Here is a 16481-nt window from a genome sequence, read left to right as displayed (position 1 = left end):
CGTCATTGCGACGGTGGAAGAGCAAGCAGCGTGCCAATCAGGTGGCGAGCGCCAGAACTGCCCGGTTTCCGTAGCGCAGCGTCGCCTGGCCGCGGATCTCCCCGAGCCGCTCGAGCCGCTGGCGGGTCCAGTGCGACAGGACATTGACGCGGATCCGCGCCGCCTCCGCCTGGCGCACGGCGCGATCGAGCCGCGCCTCGTCGGCCCGGTCGAGCGCGTCGGATCCGCTCAGCGTCTCGAGGGCGCCGGCAAGGTCGGTGCTGGCGATCGAGATGGCCGACACGTCGCGCTGGTCGAGCGCCTCGATCAGCCGCTCCTGGCAGTCGATCACGCGTTCGAGGGCAAAGGTCATTCCGCGCCTCCGAGCAGCGCCTTGGCGATCGCGTCGGCATCCGCGCGGTAGGAGCCGGTGCTGATCGCGTCGCGGATCCGGGCGATCTTCGCGCTGTCGACCGGGGGGCCTTCCTGCGCGACCTGCTTGGCGAGGCTGACGAGCTGGGGAAGGCTCTTGGCGGTCAGCTCGTCGGCGGGGGCCGAGGCGGGGCGGTGGCCGGTCAGGGCCGGAGCCACGCGCTGGGCGCCGGCGATGCCGCGCAGGGGAGAGGTGCCCGGAAGCTCAACCATCGTCTCGTTCCTTCATCGGCGGGCGGCTGGGGCCGACCCGGTCATGGGAAGAAACGGCAGCGCGCGGGAAAGCTTTAGTCGCCGATTACCGCCTGGCCTGCCTTCGCCACCACTGCGGTCAGCGGCATGGGGGATGTCGGGAACTTGACTCGGATGCTGGCGCCCGCGCCGCCTTCATCGACGGCGGTGCCGACCGCACTGGCGGAATAGCCGCTGCCGCGCGCGACCAGCTCGATCGCGTCGCCGCGGTGAACGAGGAGCGTGGCCGGGGCAATTGCCGCCGGGCTCGCGGCGCCGGTCACCATGACGCGGATCCGCCAGCCGAGCGCGGCGCAGCGCACCGTCAGGGCGCCGCCGGCCGCGGGAGCGATCTCCGGGTCCTGCGGGCAGGCGGCGAGCCGGATCCGCCGATCGATCGGCGTCGCGCTGGCCGAACCCGTCAGCGACGCGGCGATGCGCGCGTCGAGCGCGTCGAGATCCTGGAAGCCGGCGGCCAGCGCCGGGGCAGGCAGCAGGAGCAGCAGGGCGGCGGTGATCGGCCTGGTTGTCATCGGGTCCTCGTCATGAATTGGGCCGAACGGTGCAAGGATGATGCCAGCAGCGATGCGAAGGAGCGGCGCCGCGCCGGTCGCCGCCTTGCCCGTCGGCAAATTGACGCTCCTCCTTCCGCGGCTTCGCACCGATGCCCGGGCCCGCTCGCAACGCCTTCGTTTCGGGGCCTTTTCCGGAAACTGGCACGATCGTTGCGTAACCTGCTGCGGCTCGATGGCGAGCGGGAGACGACGATGGCGGACAGCCTGTTCGGAATTCATGCGACGGCGCTGAAGCTGCGGGAGCAGCGGATGGCCATGCTCGCGTCCAACATCGCGAACGCCGCGACACCCAACTACAAGGCGCGCGACCTCGACTTCGGTGCCGCGCTCCACTCGGTCGAGCAGGGCGGATCGACGGACTCGGCGGTCAAGTACCGCGTTCCGGTCCAGCCCTCGCTCGACGGCAACACGGTCGAGCTGTCGACCGAGCAGACCGCCTTCGCCGAGAATGCGCTCGGCTATCGCACCAGCCTCTCGTTCCTGCAGTCACGCATCGCGACCGTCAGCCGCGCGCTCAAGGGAGAATGAGCATGAGCGGACCTCTCTCGCTCTTCGACATCAGCGGGCGCGCCATGTCGGCGCAGCTCGTCCGGCTCAATACCACCGCCTCCAACCTCGCCAACGCCGGGTCGGTCAGCGGCAGCGAGGCGGGCGCCTACCGGACCATGAAGCCGGTATTCCGCACCGTCATGGACGGGCAGGGCCGCGCCACGGTCGAAATCGACCGCATTGCGACAGCCGGCGCCAACCCGACCAGGAAGCACGATCCCTCGCACCCGCTCGCCGACAAGAACGGCGACGTGTGGGAAGCCAGCGTGGATAGCCCGGCCGAGCTGGTCGAGATGCTCGAGACCGCCCGCCAGTACCAGAACAACGTCCAGGTCCTGCAGACCGCGAAGGGCCTGATCAGCGAAACCTTGAGGATGGGACAATGACCAGCATCACGGCCGTCAACGGCGCCAACATCGTCGTGCAGCCCAAGGGCAGCGCGCAGAAGCAGCTCGGCGAAAGCGATTTCCTGTCGCTGATGACGACCCAGCTCAAGCAGCAGGACCCGTTTGAGCCGGTCGATAACCAGCAGATGATCGCGCAGATGGCGCAGTTCTCGAGCCTGTCGGGGATCAGCCAGATGAACGACACGCTGAAGTCGATCGCCGATCAGATCGGTGCCCAGACCAAGCTGCTGACCGACATCAAGGCCGCGACGCCGGCCTCCACCAGCACTTCCTCGCTCTGAACGGAAAGGCCAGACCATGTCCTTCTACACCTCGCTGTCCGGCCTCAAGGCCGCGCAAACCGATCTCGGCACCGTGTCGAACAACCTCGCCAACGTCGGCTCGACCGGCTTCAAGCGGAGCCGGGCGCAGTTCGGCGACCTGTTCGCAAGTTCGCCGACCCAGTCGACCAAGATGACCACCGGGCAGGGCGTCCGGCTGAGCGGAGTGGTGCAGCAGTTCACGCAGGGCACGCTCGAGGCGAGCGACAAGACACTCGATCTCGGCATCGCCGGTGACGGCTTCTTCGTCGTTCAGGGCGCGCCGCCGCGGCAGGCGACCACCTACACCCGCAACGGCAGCTTCAGCGCCAACGCCAGCGGTGAAGTGGTCGACACCACCGGCTCCAAGCTCCAGCTGCTGCCGGTCGACGCCAACGGCAACGCCACCTCGACCTCGCTGTCGGACACCTACGACATGGTGATCCCCACCGCCTCGCCGACCGACCCCAACGTCTCGATCGCCAATGTCTCGATCGGCGACGACGGGCTGGTCACCGCGACCTTCGCCGACGGATCGTCGCAGAAGCTGGGCAAGATCGCGATGGCGAGCTTCAAGGCGGTCGAGGGTCTCCGCCCGGTCGGTGACGCTCACTGGCAGTCGACCGGCGACAGCGGGCTTCCCCAGGTCAACACCGCGACCAACGGGCCGCTCGGCAGCATCCGCTCGGGCGCGCTCGAACGGGCCAACGTCGACGTCACCGAGGAACTGGTCCTGCTCATCTCGGCGCAGCGCAACTTCCAGGCCAACGCCAAGGCGATCGAGACCGACAAGAACATGACCCAGGCGGTCCTCAACATCAATTGAGCTGAGCGATGGACCGGCTCATCTACACCAGCCTTTCGGCAATGCGCGGGGCGATGGCGCGGCAGCAGGCGACGGCGAACAATCTCGCCAACGCCAGCACGCCGGGCTTCCGCGCCGACGTCGCCGAAGCGCAGGCGCGCTGGCTCGAGGGCCAGAGCGTGCAGGACCGCGCGATGGCGGCGGAGTCGGTGATCAATGCCGACATGAAGCCGGGCTCGGTCACTTCAACCGGCCGCGACCTCGACGTCGCGCTGTCGGGCGACTCGCTGCTCTCCGTCCAGTCGGCGGAAGGCGAGGAAGCCTATACGCGGCGCGGCGACCTGCAGATCGCGGCGAGCGGGCTGCTCACCACCGGCGACGGTCGGCCGGTGCTCGGCGATGGCGGTCCGATCACCATCCCGGCGGCCGACAAGGTGTCGATCAGCCAAGACGGCAAGGTGATGATCGTGCCGTCCGGCGGCGACCCCTCGCAGCCGCAGGAGGTCGACCGGCTGAAGCTGGTGAGCCCAACCGGAAGCGCCATCGCCAAGGGGCTCGACGGGCTGTTCCGGGTGCAGGGCGGGGGCGCGCTCCCGGCCGATCCCGATGCGCGGGTCGCCAGCGGCCAGCTCGAAGCCTCCAACGTCAGCGCCACCCAGGCGCTGGTCGACATGATCGACGCGGGTCGCGCGTGGGACATGCAGCTGAAGCTCGTTACCTCGGCCCGCGACCTCGACGGCGCGTCGGCCGACCTCATGCGGCTGCCGGAATAAGGAACCACTACCATGACCAACCAGGCCCTCCAGGTCGCCCGCTCGGGGCTCGACGCGCAGAACCGCCGGATGCAGGTGATCGCGAACAATCTCGCCAACGTGAACACCACCGCGTTCAAGCGCGACCGCGCGAGCTTCGAGACGCTCGCCTACCAGCAGATGGTCGCCGCCGGCGCGGCGTCCTCGGCCGACAACAAATATGCCACGGGGCTCAACCTCGGGACCGGCGTCGAGATGACCGGCACCGAGCGGATCGACACGCAGGGCACGATGAACACGACGGGCAACGCGCTCGACATGGCGATCGACGGCGGCGGCTATTTCCAGGTGCAGATGCCCGACGGGCGCACCGGTTACACCCGCGCCGGCAACTTCAGCCTGTCCGCCGAGGGCACGATCGTGACCGGCGAGGGGATGCCGGTGCAGCCGCAGATCCAGGTGCCGCAGGGCGCCACCTCGCTGACCGTTGGCGCCGACGGCACGGTGTCGGCGGTGGTCGCGGGGCAGAGCGCCCCGACCGAGCTCGGCAAGATCCAGACCGCGCGTTTCGTCAATCCGGCCGGGCTCCAGGCGCTCGGCAACAACCTCCTGGTCGAGACCGCCGCCTCGGGTGCGCCGCAGGCCGGTGCGCCGGGCGAGGACGGGCGGGGGTCAATCCACTCGGGTGCGCTCGAGGCGTCCAACGTCAACGTCGTCGAGGAACTCGTCGACATGATCGAGACCCAGCGCGCCTACGAGGTCAACTCGAAGATGATCCAGGCCTCCGACGAGATGATGAAGAATGCCAACCAGCAGTTCTGACCGGATCGCCGGCGCGCTCGCGCTGCTCGCCGCCGCGCTCGTCGCGACGGGCGCCGAGGCGCGCGGTAGGGCGGTGCAGCCCGACTATGCGCCGACCTATGCCGCGCCCCTGCCGCCACAAGCCGCGACAGGCGCCATCTTCCAGGGCAGCTTCACCCCGCTGACCTCGGGCAACCGGGCCGGCAACCGCGGCGACCTCCTCACCATCGACCTCGTCGAGCGGACCAGCGCGCAAAAGGCGACTTCGGCCAAGACGGGGCGCGACGGCAGCATCGGGCTGAGCCCGCCGGTGACGGGCCCACTCAGCTTTTTCACCTCCACGGATATAAATGCCGGCGGCTCGCAGTCGTTCAAGGGAGAGGGCAGCGCCGCCCAGTCGAACCAGTTGTCGGGGCAGTTGAGCGTGACGATCGCCGAAGTCTATCCCAACGGGACCATGCTGGTGCGCGGCGAGAAGCTGCTGACGCTCAACCGCGGCGACGAGCGGGTGCAATTCTCCGGGATCGTTCGCGCTGCCGACATCAGCGCCGACAATCGCGTGGTCTCGACCCGGGTCGCCGACGCGCGCATCCTCTACACCGGCAAGGGCGAGATCGCCCGGGCGTCGCGCCAGGGCTGGCTGCAGCGCTTCTTCTCCGTGATCAGCCCCTTCTGATGGCGCGGCTTATCGTCCGCGCGCTGCTCCTGCTCGGCGCCGCCCTTGCGCTCGCCGCGCCGGCGGCGGCGGAGCGAATCAAGGATCTCGGCCAGTTCGAGGGGCTGCGGCAAAACCAGCTGACCGGCTACGGCGTGGTGGTCGGGCTCGCCGGAACCGGCGATGACAGCCTGGATTACTCGACGTTGGGCGTGAAGGGCGCGGTGTCGCGCTTCGGGCTCAACCTGCCGGCGGGGATCAATCCCTCGCTCAAGAACGCCGCGGCGGTGATGATCACCGCCGAGCTGCCGCCTTTCGCCAAGCCCGGCCAGCGGCTCGACATCACCGTCTCGGCGATCGGCAAGGCCAAGTCGCTGCGCGGCGGGACGCTGGTGCTCGCCCCGCTGCTCGGCGCCGACGGGCAGATCTACGCGATGGCGCAGGGCAATCTCGTCATCGGCGGGCTCGGGGTCGACGCCGCCGACGGCTCCAAGACGATCGTCAACGACCCCGCCGCCGGCCGGATCGAGGGCGGTGCGTCGGTCGAGCGGGCGGTCGATACTGGCTTCGCCTCGCGCCCGGACCTCGCCTTCAACCTCACCGACTACGACCTCACCAACGCGCAGCGGGTCGCCGACGCTATCAACCGCGGCATGGGGATGAGCATCGCGCGCGCGGTCGATGGCACCTCGATCCGCATCGCCGCGCCGGCCGGCGCAGAGGCGCGGGTCGCGCTGATGAGCCGGATCGAGAATATCGAGGTCACTCCGGCCGAGGCGCCGGCGCGGGTCATCGTCAATGCCCGCACCGGCACGGTGGTGATGAACGGCGCGGTGCGGGTCGGCCCGGCCGCGGTCAGCCACGGCAAGTTGACGGTCAAGATCGACGAGGAGCCGCAGGTGTCGCAGCCGGCCCCCCTGAGCGGCGGCCAGACGGTGGTCACCCCGTCCAGCAACATCCGCGTCGAGGAGCGCGGCAGCCCGATGTACCTGATGCCGCGCGGGGCCAGGCTTGCCGACATCGTCGAGAGCATCAATCATCTCGGCGCCTCGCCCGGCGACTTGGTTGCAATCCTCGGCGCGCTGAAGCAGGCCGGCGCGCTCAAGGCGGAGCTGGTGATCCAGTGAGCGTCGTCACGCCCATCGCCGGCCCGGCGGCGAAGCCCGCGGTCGATCCTGCGCTCAAGAAGGTCGCGCAGCAGTTCGAGGCGGTGTTCCTGCGCCAGATGATTGGCTCGATGCGGCAGGCGAAGCTGGCCGACGACGCGTTCGGCTCGAGCGCCACCGACGACTTCCGCGAGATGGCCGACGCGCGCACGGCGGACAATCTCGCCGCGATGGGCCAATTCGGGATCGCGCAGCTGATCGAGCGCCAGCTCGCCGGAAAGGGAGGGGCGAAATGACCGACCTCATGTCGATCGGCGCGTCGGGGCTGCGCGCCTATCGCGACGCGCTCGGCACCACCAGCGACAATATCGCCAACGCGCAGAGCCCCGGCTACGTCCGTCGCACGCTCCAGCTGTCGGATGCGCCGGCCGGCGGCGACGTCCGCTTCTACAGCGGCTCGACGACGCCCGGCGGGGTGATGGTCGGTGGCGTGCAGCGCTCGGTCGACCAGTGGCTGGTCGAGGATGCGCGCAGCTCCGCCGGCGGTGCCGAGCGCTCGGCCGCGCGGCTCGCCTGGCTGCAGGCGGGCGAGCGCGGGATCGACGACGGCGCGGCGGGCGTTGGCCAGTCGCTGACCGGCATGTTCAACGCCGCCGACACGCTGGCGTCGGACCCCGCGAGCACGGCCAACCGCCAGGCCTTCCTCCAGTCGGTCGCCACCACCGTCGACGCCTTCCAGCGCACCGCCGGCCAGCTCGCCTCGGTCGGCTCCGGGATCACCACCGCGGCGCAGGCCGGGGTCGACCAGGTCAATCGCGACGTGGCGGCGCTGCAGCGGGTCAACGACGGGCTGCTCCGTGCCCGGCCGGGCTCGACCGGCCAGGCCTCGCTGATGGACGAGCGCGACCGGCTGCTCGACTCGCTGTCGGGCGCGCTTCCGGTCACCGTCAGCTTCAACGACCAGGGCGCGGCAAGCGTGCGGGTCGGGGGAAGCGGCGGCCCGGTGCTGCTCGACGGAAGCAGCGTGGGCCAGCTCGCGGTGAGCGTCGCTGCCGGTGGGACGATCGGCTTCAGCGTTTCGGGCACGGCCATTGCGCCGGCCTCGGGCAGTCTGTCGGGGCTGGCCTCGGCGGCGGCGACGGTCGCAGCGCAGCGGACCTCGCTCGACCAACTCGCCGGCCAGTTCGCGAGCGAGGTCAACGCGGCGCACCAGAAGGGCACTGACGCCAACGGCGCGGCCGGCGGGGCGCTGGTCAGTTTCGGGGGCACCGCCGACACGCTGACCGCGGTCGCGCTCACCGCCGACCAGGTCGCGGCGGCGGATTCGAGCGGCGACAACGGCAACATGCTGGCGTTCGGCTCGCTCCGCGGCGCCAACGGCACCGAGCAGGGCTGGGCGCAGATGGTCTCCTCGCAGGCGCAGGCCGTGGCCGCCGCGAAGGCCGAGGACGCCGCCGCCTCGACCCGCCGCGACGGCGCCAACGCGGCTCGCAGCGAGCTCACGTCTGTCGACCTCGATCACGAGGCGGCCGAGCTGCTGCGCTTCCAGCAGGCCTATGAGGGCTCGGCGCGGGTCATCCAGGTCGCGCGCGAGACCTTCCAGTCCATCCTGAGCGCCTTCTGAGGGGAATGGCCGTGATCAATGCCACCGGCAACCGCCTGACCTTCGAGATCGCCCGCCAGACCCAGCTGGCCAAGGCGGTCGAGCAGAGCCAGGTCACCATCTCCACCGGCAAGCGGATCCAGACGGCGTCGGACGATCCCGCCGCCGCGGCGCGCATCGCCAGCCTTCGCCAGACCCAGTCCGACGAGACGGTGTGGAGCCGGACGGTCGAGCTCGGCAAGTCCCTGACCGGGCAGGCCGACAGCGTTCTGAAATCACTCAACGACCGGCTCGCCCGGGTGCAGGAGCTCGCCGTCCAGGGCGGCAGCACTACCCTCCCGCAGAGCAGCCGCGACGCGATCGCCGCCGAGATCCGCTCGATTGCGGAGGAGGTCGACAGCCTGTCGGCCAGCCAGTCGTCGCTCGGCCAGCCGCTGTTCAGCGCCGGAACGCCACGCAGCATGCGCTTCGCCGACGGGGTGGTCTTCGCCCCGGTGCCGGGCCAGGCCGAGGTGTTCGCGCCGGGCGGCGTGCCGATGGGGCAGCAGCTCGAGACGGTCGCGGCGGCGGTGCAGGGCGGCGATCCCGCGCAGCTCGGCGCCGCGCTCACCACCACCGACACGCTGGTCCGGCACGGCGCCGATGCCGCCTCGGCGATCGGCAATGCGGCATCGCGGCTCGACCGGCTGACCGACACCCACGCTGCGCGGGCGATCGACCTCGCGAGCGAACGGTCGAGCCTCGAGGATACCGACCTCACCACCGCCATCGCCAGCCTCAACGCCCAGCAGCTGACCCTCGAAGCCGCCCAGTCGGCCTTCGCCCGGATCAACCGCCGGTCGCTGATCGACCTCCTGTCCTGACCTTCTTTGAGCCGGACCGGGCTGCCCCAGCCAGGGGCGGCACGCTCCGGGGAGTTTGACCGCATGTTTCAGATTGTCGGGATCGTGGTCCTGATCGCGATGGTCTTCGGGGGGTTCGTCTTCACCGGCGGCAACCTTGGACCGGTGCTGCACGCGCTGCCGCACGAGATGCTAATCATCGGCGGGGCGGGGGTCGGCTCGCTGATTATCGGCAATTCGACCAAGGAGCTGAAGGCGCTCGGATCCGGGCTCGGCAAGGTCTTCAAGGGTCCCAAGTTCAAGCGGCAGGACTTCCTCGACTGCATCTTCCTCGTCATCAAGTTGATGAAGATGCTGCGCACCGACGGGCCGGTGGCGCTCGAGCCGCACATCGAGGCGCCGGCGGACTCGCCGCTCTTCCAGGAATATCCCCGGCTGCTGAAGGACCAGACTCTGGTCCACCTCATCACCGACACGATCCGGCTGGTGGTCGTCTCCTCGGGCACGCTCGCTCCGCACGCGGTCGAGGAGGTGATGGACAACAGCATCAAGAATTGCAGCCATCATTCGCTCAAGCCGGCCGAGAGCCTGCAGAGCCTGGGCGACGCGCTGCCCGCGCTGGGGATCGTCGCCGCGGTGCTCGGCGTGGTGAAGACGATGGGGTCGATCGACAAGCCGCCGGAGATCCTCGGCGGGATGATCGGCTCGGCGCTGGTCGGCACCTTCCTCGGCGTGCTGCTCGCCTACGGGCTGGTCGGTCCGTTCGCGAACCGCGCCAAGCAGGTGATCGAAGCCGATCTCGCCATGTACCAGACGGTCAAGCAGATCATCGTCGCCTCGCTCTACAACCACCCGATCCCGCTGGTCATCGAGGCGGCACGGTCGGGCATCGAGCACAGCAACCAGCCGAGCTTCGCCGAGGTGTTCGACGGCATGCGGGCGGCCCGCTGACATGTCCGAGACGCTCGAGCCGGTCACCCCGATCATCGTCAAGAAGTCGATCGTCCACGCGCATGCCGGGCATCACGGCGGCGCCTGGAAGGTCGCCTATGCCGACTTCGTCACCGCCATGATGGCCTTCTTTCTGCTGATGTGGCTGCTCGGCGCGACGACGGAGAAGCAGCGCAAGGCGCTCGCCGACTATTTCGCGCCGACCATCGTCGAGAAGAAGGAGCAGAGCGCGGGCGCCGACGGACTGCTCGGCGGCGACGCGATCGTCGCCAAGGAGAATTACCCGAGCCGCGCCGGCGGGATCGGCGAGCGCTCGATCGTGATCCCGACTGCCAAGGTCGGCGGCCAGCAGAAGGGGAAGGCGGCCGACGCGCAGCGCTTCGCGGCACTTCGGCAGATCCTCCGCTACAAGCTGGCGCGCGACCCCGCGCTCAAGCGCATCGCCCGCAGCATGCGCTTCACCGAAACCGAGGACGGTCTGCGACTCGATTTGGTCGATGATGCGAATTTTTCGATGTTCCTGGTCGGAACCAGCGTGCTCACCCCGGAAGCGCAGCGGCTGCTGCCAGTGGTGGCCCAGTCGATCGCCGACATGCCCAACGACATCCGGGTGCGCGGCCATACCGACGCGGCGCCCTTCTCGGCCGGCGGGCGCAACAACTGGACCTTGTCCACCTCGCGGGCGGACGCTACCCGGCAGCAGCTGATGCTGGACGGATTGCCCTCGGCGCGCTTCCTGCGGATCGAGGGCGTGGCGGACCGCGAGCCTTACAACCCGGCCGACCCGTACGACCCGGTCAACCGGCGGATCTCGATCACGCTGGGATGGACGAGCGCTGACGGCGCGAAGACAGGCGCGGGGGAGCCGCGGGCGGGAGCCTGAGCCGAGAAGCAGAAAGGACTGCGGTCAGGCGCCGCGTTCGAGCGAATATTTGCGCATCTTCTCGATCAACGTGGTGCGCTTGAGCGTCAGCAGCCGGGCCGCCTCGGTGACGACCCCGTCGGCCATGTCGAGCGCGGTCTGGATGCGATCGAGCTCGAGCGTCTCGAGCATTTCCTTGAGGTTGATCGGGGTTCGCTCGGTCCACTGGGCGAGCGGCTCGTCGTTGGCGGGGCACGGAAGCGCCGGCTCGCGAACGGATGGCGCGAGCTGGACGTCGCTCAGCCCGAGCAGTTCGTCGACCTCGTGGCGCCCGATCATGGTTCCGCCGAACAGCACGTTGGCGCGCTCGACCACGTTGCGCAGCTCGCGGACGTTGCCCGGCCAGTCATATTGCTCCAGCCGGTCGAACGCGGCGCGGGAGAAATGAACCCGCTGGTCCGCGTCGAGCGGCCGCTGGAAATGCTCGACCAGCAAGGGCACGTCCTCGGCGTGCGCGGCGAGGGCGGGGACCTGGATCGGCAGCACGCCCAGCCGGAACTGCAGATCCTGGCGGAAGCGGTTTTCGGCGACGGCCGCGCGAATGTCCTGGTGAGTGGCGGAGATGATCCGCACGTCGACCTTGACCGCGCCGCTGGCGCCGACCCGGGTAACGAGCCGGTCTTCCAGCACGCGCAGCAGCTTGACCTGCATGTCGAAGCGCATGTCGCCAATCTCGTCGAGAAACAAAGTGCCGCCGTCCGCTTCCTCGAAGCGGCCGATCCGCCGGCTGTGCGCGCCGGTGAAGGCGCCGCGCTCGTGGCCGAACAGCTCGGACTCGATGAGTTCGGGCGGAATGGCGCCGCAGTTGATCGCGACGAACGGCTTTCCGGCGCGGCTGCTTTCCTCGTGGATGGCGCGGGCCAGTACTTCCTTGCCGGCGCCAGACGGCCCGGTGATCATCACGCTGGCGTTCGAGGCGGCGACCCGGCGGACCATCTGCCGGAGATTCGCCATGGCGTGGCTCTGACCGACGATCATGTCGGCCGGGGCATCGCCCGGGATCGTCTGCAGCTGTGCGTTACTCTTCACCACGACGTCGCCTCACCCCCTCGCGGGCAACTGCACCGCGATGGGCGTAAAATGCGAAGTTAACCGTAAAACCACTCTTATCATCAGACCCGGAACGGTGGTTCGTTGGTGGTTTCGTAACTAGTCGGCGGGGCCCTGGCGGAAGAAGCCGAGTCCATCCACCTCGAGGCAAGCCTGCCGCAAGGTCGATCCGTCTCGGTGAAATGTTGTCGAGAGGAGCCGAACAGAGATAACCCTAGTTGTCTAGTAGAGTACAGGACAATAAAGATTATCGGGTCATCAGGGGAGTCGCCGAATGCCTATCGCCCGTCAGCTGATCCTCGGCCTGGCCATCGCGGGAGCCGCGATCGGCTCGTATCCTGCGCGGGCTCAAACGGCCCAGCTTCTGAATGTTTCCTACGATCCTACGCGCGAGCTTTATCAGGATCTCAATGCCGCCTTCACGCGGCGGCTGGGGCGCCCGGTCAACGTCCGGATGAGCCATGGCGGCTCAGGCAAGCAGGCCCGCTCGGTCATCGACGGGCTCCCCGCCGACGTCGTCACCCTCGCGCTCGCCTACGACATCGACGAGATCGCCCGCCGCGGACTGATCGCCCCGAACTGGCAGACTCGGCTGCCGCTGAACTCGACCCCTTATTACTCGACGATCGTGTTCGTGGTCCGCGCCGGCAACCCCAAGAAGATCCAAGACTGGAACGACCTCGTCAGGCCCGACGTCAAGGTCATCACGCCCAATCCGAAGACCAGTGGCGGGGCGCGCTGGAACTATCTCGCCGGCTGGGGCTATGCGCGCGCCAAATATGGCACGCCGGCCAAGGCGAAAGAGTTCATGACCCGGCTGTTCCACAACGTGCCGGTGCTCGACAGCGGCGCGCGTGGGGCGACCACCACCTTCGTCGAGCGCGGCCAGGGCGACGTGCTGATCGCGTGGGAGAACGAGGCCCGGCTCGCGGTCGACCAGATCGGCCGCGGCAAGTTCCAGATGGTCGTCCCAAGCTACTCCATCCTTGCCGAACCGCCGGTCTCGCTGGTCGACCGCAACGTCGACCGCAAGGGCACGCGCAAGCTCGCCGAGGCGTATCTCCAGTTCCTCTACACGCCCGAGGCGCAGGAGATCATCGCCCGCCACGGCTTCCGCCCGCGCAATCCGGCAGTTGCCGCCAAGTACAAAAGCCGGTTCCCGAACATGAAGCTGTTCACCATCGATCGAAACTTCGGCGGCTGGACCAACGCGCAGAAGTTCCACTTCAACGACGGCGGCATGTTCGACCAGGTGCTGGAAGCCTCGCGCCGCTGACGCCGGCAGACGCCGAACCAAGGGGATCACATGATGAACAACCTGCTCCTGGCGGGCGCCTCGGCGCTCGTCCTCGCCAACCAAGCGCTTGCCCAGCCGGCCTCTCGGCCGCCGGTCGCGGAAGCCCCGTCGCCCAACGACCAGCCCACCGTGCCTCCGACCTCCGCTCCCTCGTTCGGAAGCGATGGCAGCGGGCTCGATACGCTGGTTCCGGCCGACAACGAGGCGACCGCGCCCGCACCGGCTCTCGCGCCGACGGGCAACCCGGTACTCGACCGCCTCAACGCGCTCGAGACCCGGGTCAGGCAGCTGGAAGCGCGCAACGCACAGCTCGAGCAGCAGGCCGAACTCAACCAGGATCGGCTGCAGACGGTCGAGACCCGCTCGGCCAAGCAGTCGCAATGGGGATGGGCGCCGAGCACCAGCGACACCGCCGGCAACTTCACCTTCAAGCCGCGTGGCGTGATCGATGCCGACTTTGCCCATTTCGATGAGCGGCGGGGCGGCTACGACTACAACGATGGCACCGGCTTCCGCCGTGCAAGGCTCGGCTTCGAGGGTACCGCCTTCAAGTGGTTCAACTACCGGCTCGAGGTCGATTTCGCCGGCAACGTGGTGACCCTGACCGACGCCTATGTCCAGTACAGCAAGATACCCAAGCTGCTGCTGACGGTCGGCCAGCACAAGGCGCCGTTCGGGCTGGAGTCGAACAATAGCGACAATTACAATCTCTTCCTCGAGCGCGGCATGTTCACCAACGCGTTCGGCAACGCCGGGGCCGAACGGCGGATTGGTGTGTCGGCCGCTTGGGCGCCGCGCGAGACGATCAACGTCGCCGGCGGCGTGTTCGGCGACAATGAAAGCGTCGGCCGCTCGACCGCGACATCGGTCACCAACACGCCCGACGAGAGTTGGGGGTTCAATGGTCGTGCCACCTGGGAGCCGCTGTTCGACAGCGGGCGGATCATCCACCTGGGAGTCGCAAGCTATTATCGCCGGAGCCTTAAGAGCGGTGATACGGCGGACGCGGTTCGTCTAACCGAGCGGCCGAACATCCGGATCGACAACGGCAACATTGCCGACAGTGGCGTGATCACCGGGGTTCGCGACCTGACCTACGCGGGCGCAGAAGCGGCGGCGGTGTTCGGACCGTTCACGGCGTTCGGGGAGGCCGGCCGCCTGTGGGCCAAGCGGCCCACGCTTGGCGACGCGCATTTCACGGGTGCCTATGCCGCGCTGAGCTATCTCCTGACCGGCGAGACGCGCCCGTTCAAGAGCGGCAACTTCGATCGGGTTCGCCCCGCTCACGAGCTCGGCAAGGACGGGTTGGGGGCGTTTGAAGTGGCGGCAAGGTACGACTGGCTCGACCTTGCCGGCACGCCAGTTGGGGCCCGCGCAGGCAACCGAGCACGCAGCCTGACGCTGGGCCTCAACTGGTACTTGAACCCCTATCTGAAGCTGATGACCAACGTCATTCACTTCTGGGGCGACAACACGCCGCTTGATCCGGTCGGCAATGTGACCAAGGGCGATGTTCTGGCGACTCGGCTTCACCTGGACTTCTAGCCCATGCCCGGAATGCTGCTGCCTTTAGCGCGACTACGCGATCCACTGCCCGGGTTTCCGCTGGCAATCGGGGTCACCCTGTTCTGGCTTGGGTTGATTGTGCTGCTGCCGCTGTCGACGCTGATGGCGCGCAGCGCGGGGGAGGGCTGGGCGCATTTCGCCGGCGCGGCGTTCAATCCGCGGGCGCTCGCCTCGTACCGGCTGACCTTTGGGACGGCGCTACTGGCGGCCGCGGTGAACGCCTTGTTCGGACTGCTCGTTACCTGGGTGCTGGTCCGCTACTCCTTTCCCGGCAAGCGGCTGTTCGGGGCCATGATCGACCTGCCGTTCGCACTCCCGACCGCGGTGGCCGGGATCGCGCTGACGACGCTTTACGCCGATACCGGGCTGCTCGGCGCGCCGCTCGCCGCGCACGGCATCCGGGTCGCCTACACGCCGCTCGGCATTTTCGTCGCGCTGCTGTTCATCGGGTTGCCGTTCATCGTCCGGACGCTTGAGCCAGTGCTCGCCGAAGTCTCGTCCGAGCAGGAGGAGGCGGCCCTGACGCTGGGGGCGACCCGCTGGCAGACCTTCCGGCGGATCATCCTCCCCACGCTCTTCCCCGCGCTCGCCACCGGCTTCGCGCTCGCCTTCGCGCGCGGGGCCGGGGAATATGGATCGGTCATCTTCATCGCCGGCAACATGCCCTACAAGTCCGAGATCTCGCCCCTGCTGATCGTCACCCGGCTCGAGGAATATGATTATGCCGGGGCCGCGGCGATCGCGACGGTGATGCTGGCAGTGAGCTTCGTCCTGCTGCTGCTGCTCAACCTGCTGCAGCGCTGGCAACGCGGCCGCTCGTCATGACCGCGCCGCACCTTCGCGAGCCCGCACCAGTCCGGGCGGCCCTGCTCGCGGTAGCGCTGCTCTATCTGGGGTTGATGCTGCTGCTGCCGTTGGGCACCGTGCTGTTCGAGGCGTTTCGACAAGGCGTTGCGGCTTGGGCGTCCGCGGTTCGCCAACCCGACGCGCTCGCGGCGATCCGGCTGACCTTGCTGGTGGCGGCGATCAGCGTGCCGCTGAACATGGTGTTCGGCATCGCGGCGGCCTGGGCGATCGCCAAATATCGTTTCCCCGGCAAGCAGTTGCTGGTTACGCTCATCGAGCTTCCGTTCTCGGTCTCGCCGGTCGTGTCGGGGCTGGTCTTCGTGATGCTGTTTGGGGCGAGTGGCTGGTTTGGTCCGTTCCTCCAGGACCGCGGCGTCCAGATCGTCTTCGCGCTTCCCGGTCTGATCCTCGCCACCGTATTCGTGACTTTCCCCTACATCGCCCGCCAGCTCATCCCCCTGATGGCCACCCAGGGTCGAGCGGAGGAAGAGGCGGCGCTGACCCTCGGTGCGTCGGGCTGGCAGGCGTTCCGCCGCATTACGCTCCCCAACATCCGCTTCGCGCTGCTCTACGGCGTCCTGTTGTGCAATGCCCGGGCGATGGGCGAATTCGGGGCGGTGAGCGTTGTGTCCGGTCATATCCGCGGCGAAACCAACACGATGCCGCTCCATGTCGAGGTGCTCTACAATGACTACGACTTTGTCGGTGCCTTCGCCGTCGCCAGCCTCCTCGCGCTCCTCGCCCTCGTCACCCTTGCTCTTCGCGGGCTCCTCGAGTGGCGACACCGCGACGAGCTCGCCGTCCGGCGCTGAG

General features: G+C 68.5%; 21 protein-coding genes. 17 read left to right on the top strand and 4 right to left on the bottom strand.

Annotated features, from left to right (window positions below; genetic code table 11):
* Positions 1-37: 37 nt before the first annotated feature.
* The 3 genes from HMF7854_RS12425 to HMF7854_RS12415 form a co-directional block, all read right to left on the bottom strand.
* Positions 38-352, bottom strand: a complete 315-nt coding sequence (locus tag HMF7854_RS12425; RefSeq protein WP_126719388.1) for a hypothetical protein — start codon at positions 350-352, stop codon at positions 38-40.
* The gene (flgM, locus tag HMF7854_RS12420) at positions 349-624 is read right to left on the bottom strand and encodes a flagellar biosynthesis anti-sigma factor FlgM (protein WP_126719386.1); all 276 of its coding nucleotides are present in this window, start codon (positions 622-624) and stop codon (positions 349-351) included. The genes HMF7854_RS12425 and flgM overlap by 4 nt, the downstream gene beginning before the upstream one ends.
* 74 nt (positions 625-698) lie before the next feature.
* Positions 699-1274 (bottom strand): flagella basal body P-ring formation protein FlgA, encoded by a 576-nt coding sequence (locus HMF7854_RS12415; RefSeq protein WP_185829270.1) that lies wholly within the window; start codon positions 1272-1274, stop codon positions 699-701.
* 135 nt (positions 1275-1409) lie between these two features.
* Here HMF7854_RS12415 and HMF7854_RS12410 point away from each other — a divergent pair, with 135 nt between their 5' ends.
* The 13 genes from HMF7854_RS12410 (at position 1410) to HMF7854_RS12350 (ending at position 10870) form a co-directional block, all read left to right on the top strand.
* Positions 1410-1745 carry a flagellar basal body rod protein FlgB gene (locus HMF7854_RS12410; protein ID WP_126719381.1) on the top strand — a complete coding sequence of 112 codons (336 nt, stop codon included), beginning with the start codon at positions 1410-1412 and terminating at the stop codon, positions 1743-1745.
* Positions 1742-2152: a flagellar basal body rod protein FlgC gene (gene flgC, locus HMF7854_RS12405; protein ID WP_126719379.1), complete on the top strand. Its 411-nt coding sequence runs from the start codon at positions 1742-1744 to the stop codon at positions 2150-2152. Before HMF7854_RS12410 ends, flgC begins: the two co-directional genes overlap by 4 nt.
* Positions 2149-2454 (top strand): flagellar hook assembly protein FlgD, encoded by a 306-nt coding sequence (locus HMF7854_RS12400; protein WP_126719377.1) that lies wholly within the window; start codon positions 2149-2151, stop codon positions 2452-2454. The genes flgC and HMF7854_RS12400 overlap by 4 nt, the downstream gene beginning before the upstream one ends.
* Before the next feature lie 16 nt (positions 2455-2470).
* Positions 2471-3298 carry a flagellar hook-basal body complex protein gene (locus tag HMF7854_RS12395; RefSeq protein WP_126719376.1) on the top strand — a complete coding sequence of 276 codons (828 nt, stop codon included), beginning with the start codon at positions 2471-2473 and terminating at the stop codon, positions 3296-3298.
* An 8-nt stretch (positions 3299-3306) separates the two neighbouring features.
* Positions 3307-4050: a flagellar basal body rod protein FlgF gene (locus HMF7854_RS12390; protein ID WP_126719374.1), complete on the top strand. Its 744-nt coding sequence runs from the start codon at positions 3307-3309 to the stop codon at positions 4048-4050.
* Positions 4051-4062: 12 nt separating this feature from the next.
* On the top strand, positions 4063-4851 hold the full coding sequence (gene flgG / locus HMF7854_RS12385) for a flagellar basal-body rod protein FlgG (RefSeq protein ID WP_126719372.1): 789 nt from the start codon (positions 4063-4065) through the stop codon (positions 4849-4851).
* A complete protein-coding gene (locus HMF7854_RS12380) occupies positions 4832-5506 on the top strand; it encodes a flagellar basal body L-ring protein FlgH (RefSeq protein WP_126719371.1) in 675 nt (224 codons plus the stop codon). Before flgG ends, HMF7854_RS12380 begins: the two co-directional genes overlap by 20 nt.
* Positions 5506-6612 (top strand): flagellar basal body P-ring protein FlgI, encoded by a 1107-nt coding sequence (locus tag HMF7854_RS12375; RefSeq protein WP_126719370.1) that lies wholly within the window; start codon positions 5506-5508, stop codon positions 6610-6612. The genes HMF7854_RS12380 and HMF7854_RS12375 overlap by 1 nt, the downstream gene beginning before the upstream one ends.
* Complete coding sequence (locus tag HMF7854_RS16120; protein ID WP_239016974.1) at positions 6609-6887, top strand: rod-binding protein; 279 nt, start codon at positions 6609-6611, stop codon at positions 6885-6887. Before HMF7854_RS12375 ends, HMF7854_RS16120 begins: the two co-directional genes overlap by 4 nt.
* Positions 6884-8215 carry a flagellar hook-associated protein FlgK gene (flgK, locus tag HMF7854_RS12365; protein WP_126719369.1) on the top strand — a complete coding sequence of 444 codons (1332 nt, stop codon included), beginning with the start codon at positions 6884-6886 and terminating at the stop codon, positions 8213-8215. Before HMF7854_RS16120 ends, flgK begins: the two co-directional genes overlap by 4 nt.
* Positions 8216-8226: 11 nt before the next feature.
* Positions 8227-9057: a flagellin gene (locus tag HMF7854_RS12360; RefSeq protein WP_126719368.1), complete on the top strand. Its 831-nt coding sequence runs from the start codon at positions 8227-8229 to the stop codon at positions 9055-9057.
* A 63-nt stretch (positions 9058-9120) separates the two neighbouring features.
* On the top strand, positions 9121-9987 hold the full coding sequence (gene motA, locus HMF7854_RS12355; protein ID WP_126719367.1) for a flagellar motor stator protein MotA: 867 nt from the start codon (positions 9121-9123) through the stop codon (positions 9985-9987).
* A 1-nt stretch (position 9988) separates the two neighbouring features.
* Positions 9989-10870, top strand: a complete 882-nt coding sequence (locus HMF7854_RS12350; RefSeq protein WP_126719366.1) for a flagellar motor protein MotB — start codon at positions 9989-9991, stop codon at positions 10868-10870.
* 24 nt (positions 10871-10894) lie between these two features.
* On the opposite strand, the gene HMF7854_RS12345 is transcribed toward HMF7854_RS12350, so the two are convergent.
* A complete protein-coding gene (locus HMF7854_RS12345) occupies positions 10895-11938 on the bottom strand; it encodes a sigma-54 interaction domain-containing protein (RefSeq protein ID WP_239016973.1) in 1044 nt (347 codons plus the stop codon).
* A 295-nt stretch (positions 11939-12233) separates the two neighbouring features.
* Between HMF7854_RS12345 and HMF7854_RS12340 the strand changes: the two genes are divergently transcribed.
* Genes HMF7854_RS12340 through cysW form a run of 4 tightly spaced genes read left to right on the top strand, consistent with a single transcriptional unit; the run spans position 12234 to position 16480 of the window.
* The gene (locus tag HMF7854_RS12340; protein ID WP_126719365.1) at positions 12234-13235 is read left to right on the top strand and encodes a sulfate ABC transporter substrate-binding protein; all 1002 of its coding nucleotides are present in this window, start codon (positions 12234-12236) and stop codon (positions 13233-13235) included.
* A 33-nt stretch (positions 13236-13268) separates the two neighbouring features.
* A complete protein-coding gene (locus HMF7854_RS12335) occupies positions 13269-14801 on the top strand; it encodes a porin (RefSeq protein ID WP_221766447.1) in 1533 nt (510 codons plus the stop codon).
* A 3-nt stretch (positions 14802-14804) separates the two neighbouring features.
* Positions 14805-15647: a sulfate ABC transporter permease subunit CysT gene (gene cysT / locus HMF7854_RS12330; protein ID WP_126719363.1), complete on the top strand. Its 843-nt coding sequence runs from the start codon at positions 14805-14807 to the stop codon at positions 15645-15647.
* Positions 15644-16480, top strand: coding sequence for a sulfate ABC transporter permease subunit CysW (cysW, locus tag HMF7854_RS12325; protein WP_126719362.1), 837 nt, complete (start codon positions 15644-15646; stop codon positions 16478-16480). The genes cysT and cysW overlap by 4 nt, the downstream gene beginning before the upstream one ends.
* Position 16481: the final 1 nt, after the last annotated feature.

It is taken from the genome of Sphingomonas ginkgonis (assembly GCF_003970925.1).
GTDB classification, from domain to species: Bacteria; Pseudomonadota; Alphaproteobacteria; order Sphingomonadales; family Sphingomonadaceae; genus Sphingomicrobium; species Sphingomicrobium ginkgonis.
This window is presented reverse-complemented; position numbering and strand designations above follow the sequence as displayed.

Bases quoted from the DNA above. Each gene is read 5' to 3' on its own strand.
- HMF7854_RS12425 (WP_126719388.1), bottom strand. From the start codon at position 352: ATGACCTTTGCCCTCGAACGCGTGATCGACTGCCAGGAGCGGCTGATC.
- flgM (WP_126719386.1), bottom strand. From the start codon at position 624: ATGGTTGAGCTTCCGGGCACCTCTCCCCTGCGCGGCATCGCCGGCGCC.
- HMF7854_RS12410 (WP_126719381.1), top strand. From the start codon at position 1,410: ATGGCGGACAGCCTGTTCGGAATTCATGCGACGGCGCTGAAGCTGCGG.
- flgC (WP_126719379.1), top strand. From the start codon at position 1,742: ATGAGCATGAGCGGACCTCTCTCGCTCTTCGACATCAGCGGGCGCGCC.
- HMF7854_RS12400 (WP_126719377.1), top strand. From the start codon at position 2,149: ATGACCAGCATCACGGCCGTCAACGGCGCCAACATCGTCGTGCAGCCC.
- HMF7854_RS12395 (WP_126719376.1), top strand. From the start codon at position 2,471: ATGTCCTTCTACACCTCGCTGTCCGGCCTCAAGGCCGCGCAAACCGAT.
- HMF7854_RS12390 (WP_126719374.1), top strand. From the start codon at position 3,307: ATGGACCGGCTCATCTACACCAGCCTTTCGGCAATGCGCGGGGCGATG.
- flgG (WP_126719372.1), top strand. From the start codon at position 4,063: ATGACCAACCAGGCCCTCCAGGTCGCCCGCTCGGGGCTCGACGCGCAG.
- HMF7854_RS12380 (WP_126719371.1), top strand. From the start codon at position 4,832: ATGCCAACCAGCAGTTCTGACCGGATCGCCGGCGCGCTCGCGCTGCTC.
- HMF7854_RS12375 (WP_126719370.1), top strand. From the start codon at position 5,506: ATGGCGCGGCTTATCGTCCGCGCGCTGCTCCTGCTCGGCGCCGCCCTT.
- flgK (WP_126719369.1), top strand. From the start codon at position 6,884: ATGACCGACCTCATGTCGATCGGCGCGTCGGGGCTGCGCGCCTATCGC.
- motA (WP_126719367.1), top strand. From the start codon at position 9,121: ATGTTTCAGATTGTCGGGATCGTGGTCCTGATCGCGATGGTCTTCGGG.
- HMF7854_RS12350 (WP_126719366.1), top strand. From the start codon at position 9,989: ATGTCCGAGACGCTCGAGCCGGTCACCCCGATCATCGTCAAGAAGTCG.
- HMF7854_RS12340 (WP_126719365.1), top strand. From the start codon at position 12,234: ATGCCTATCGCCCGTCAGCTGATCCTCGGCCTGGCCATCGCGGGAGCC.
- HMF7854_RS12335 (WP_221766447.1), top strand. From the start codon at position 13,269: ATGAACAACCTGCTCCTGGCGGGCGCCTCGGCGCTCGTCCTCGCCAAC.
- cysT (WP_126719363.1), top strand. From the start codon at position 14,805: ATGCCCGGAATGCTGCTGCCTTTAGCGCGACTACGCGATCCACTGCCC.
- cysW (WP_126719362.1), top strand. From the start codon at position 15,644: ATGACCGCGCCGCACCTTCGCGAGCCCGCACCAGTCCGGGCGGCCCTG.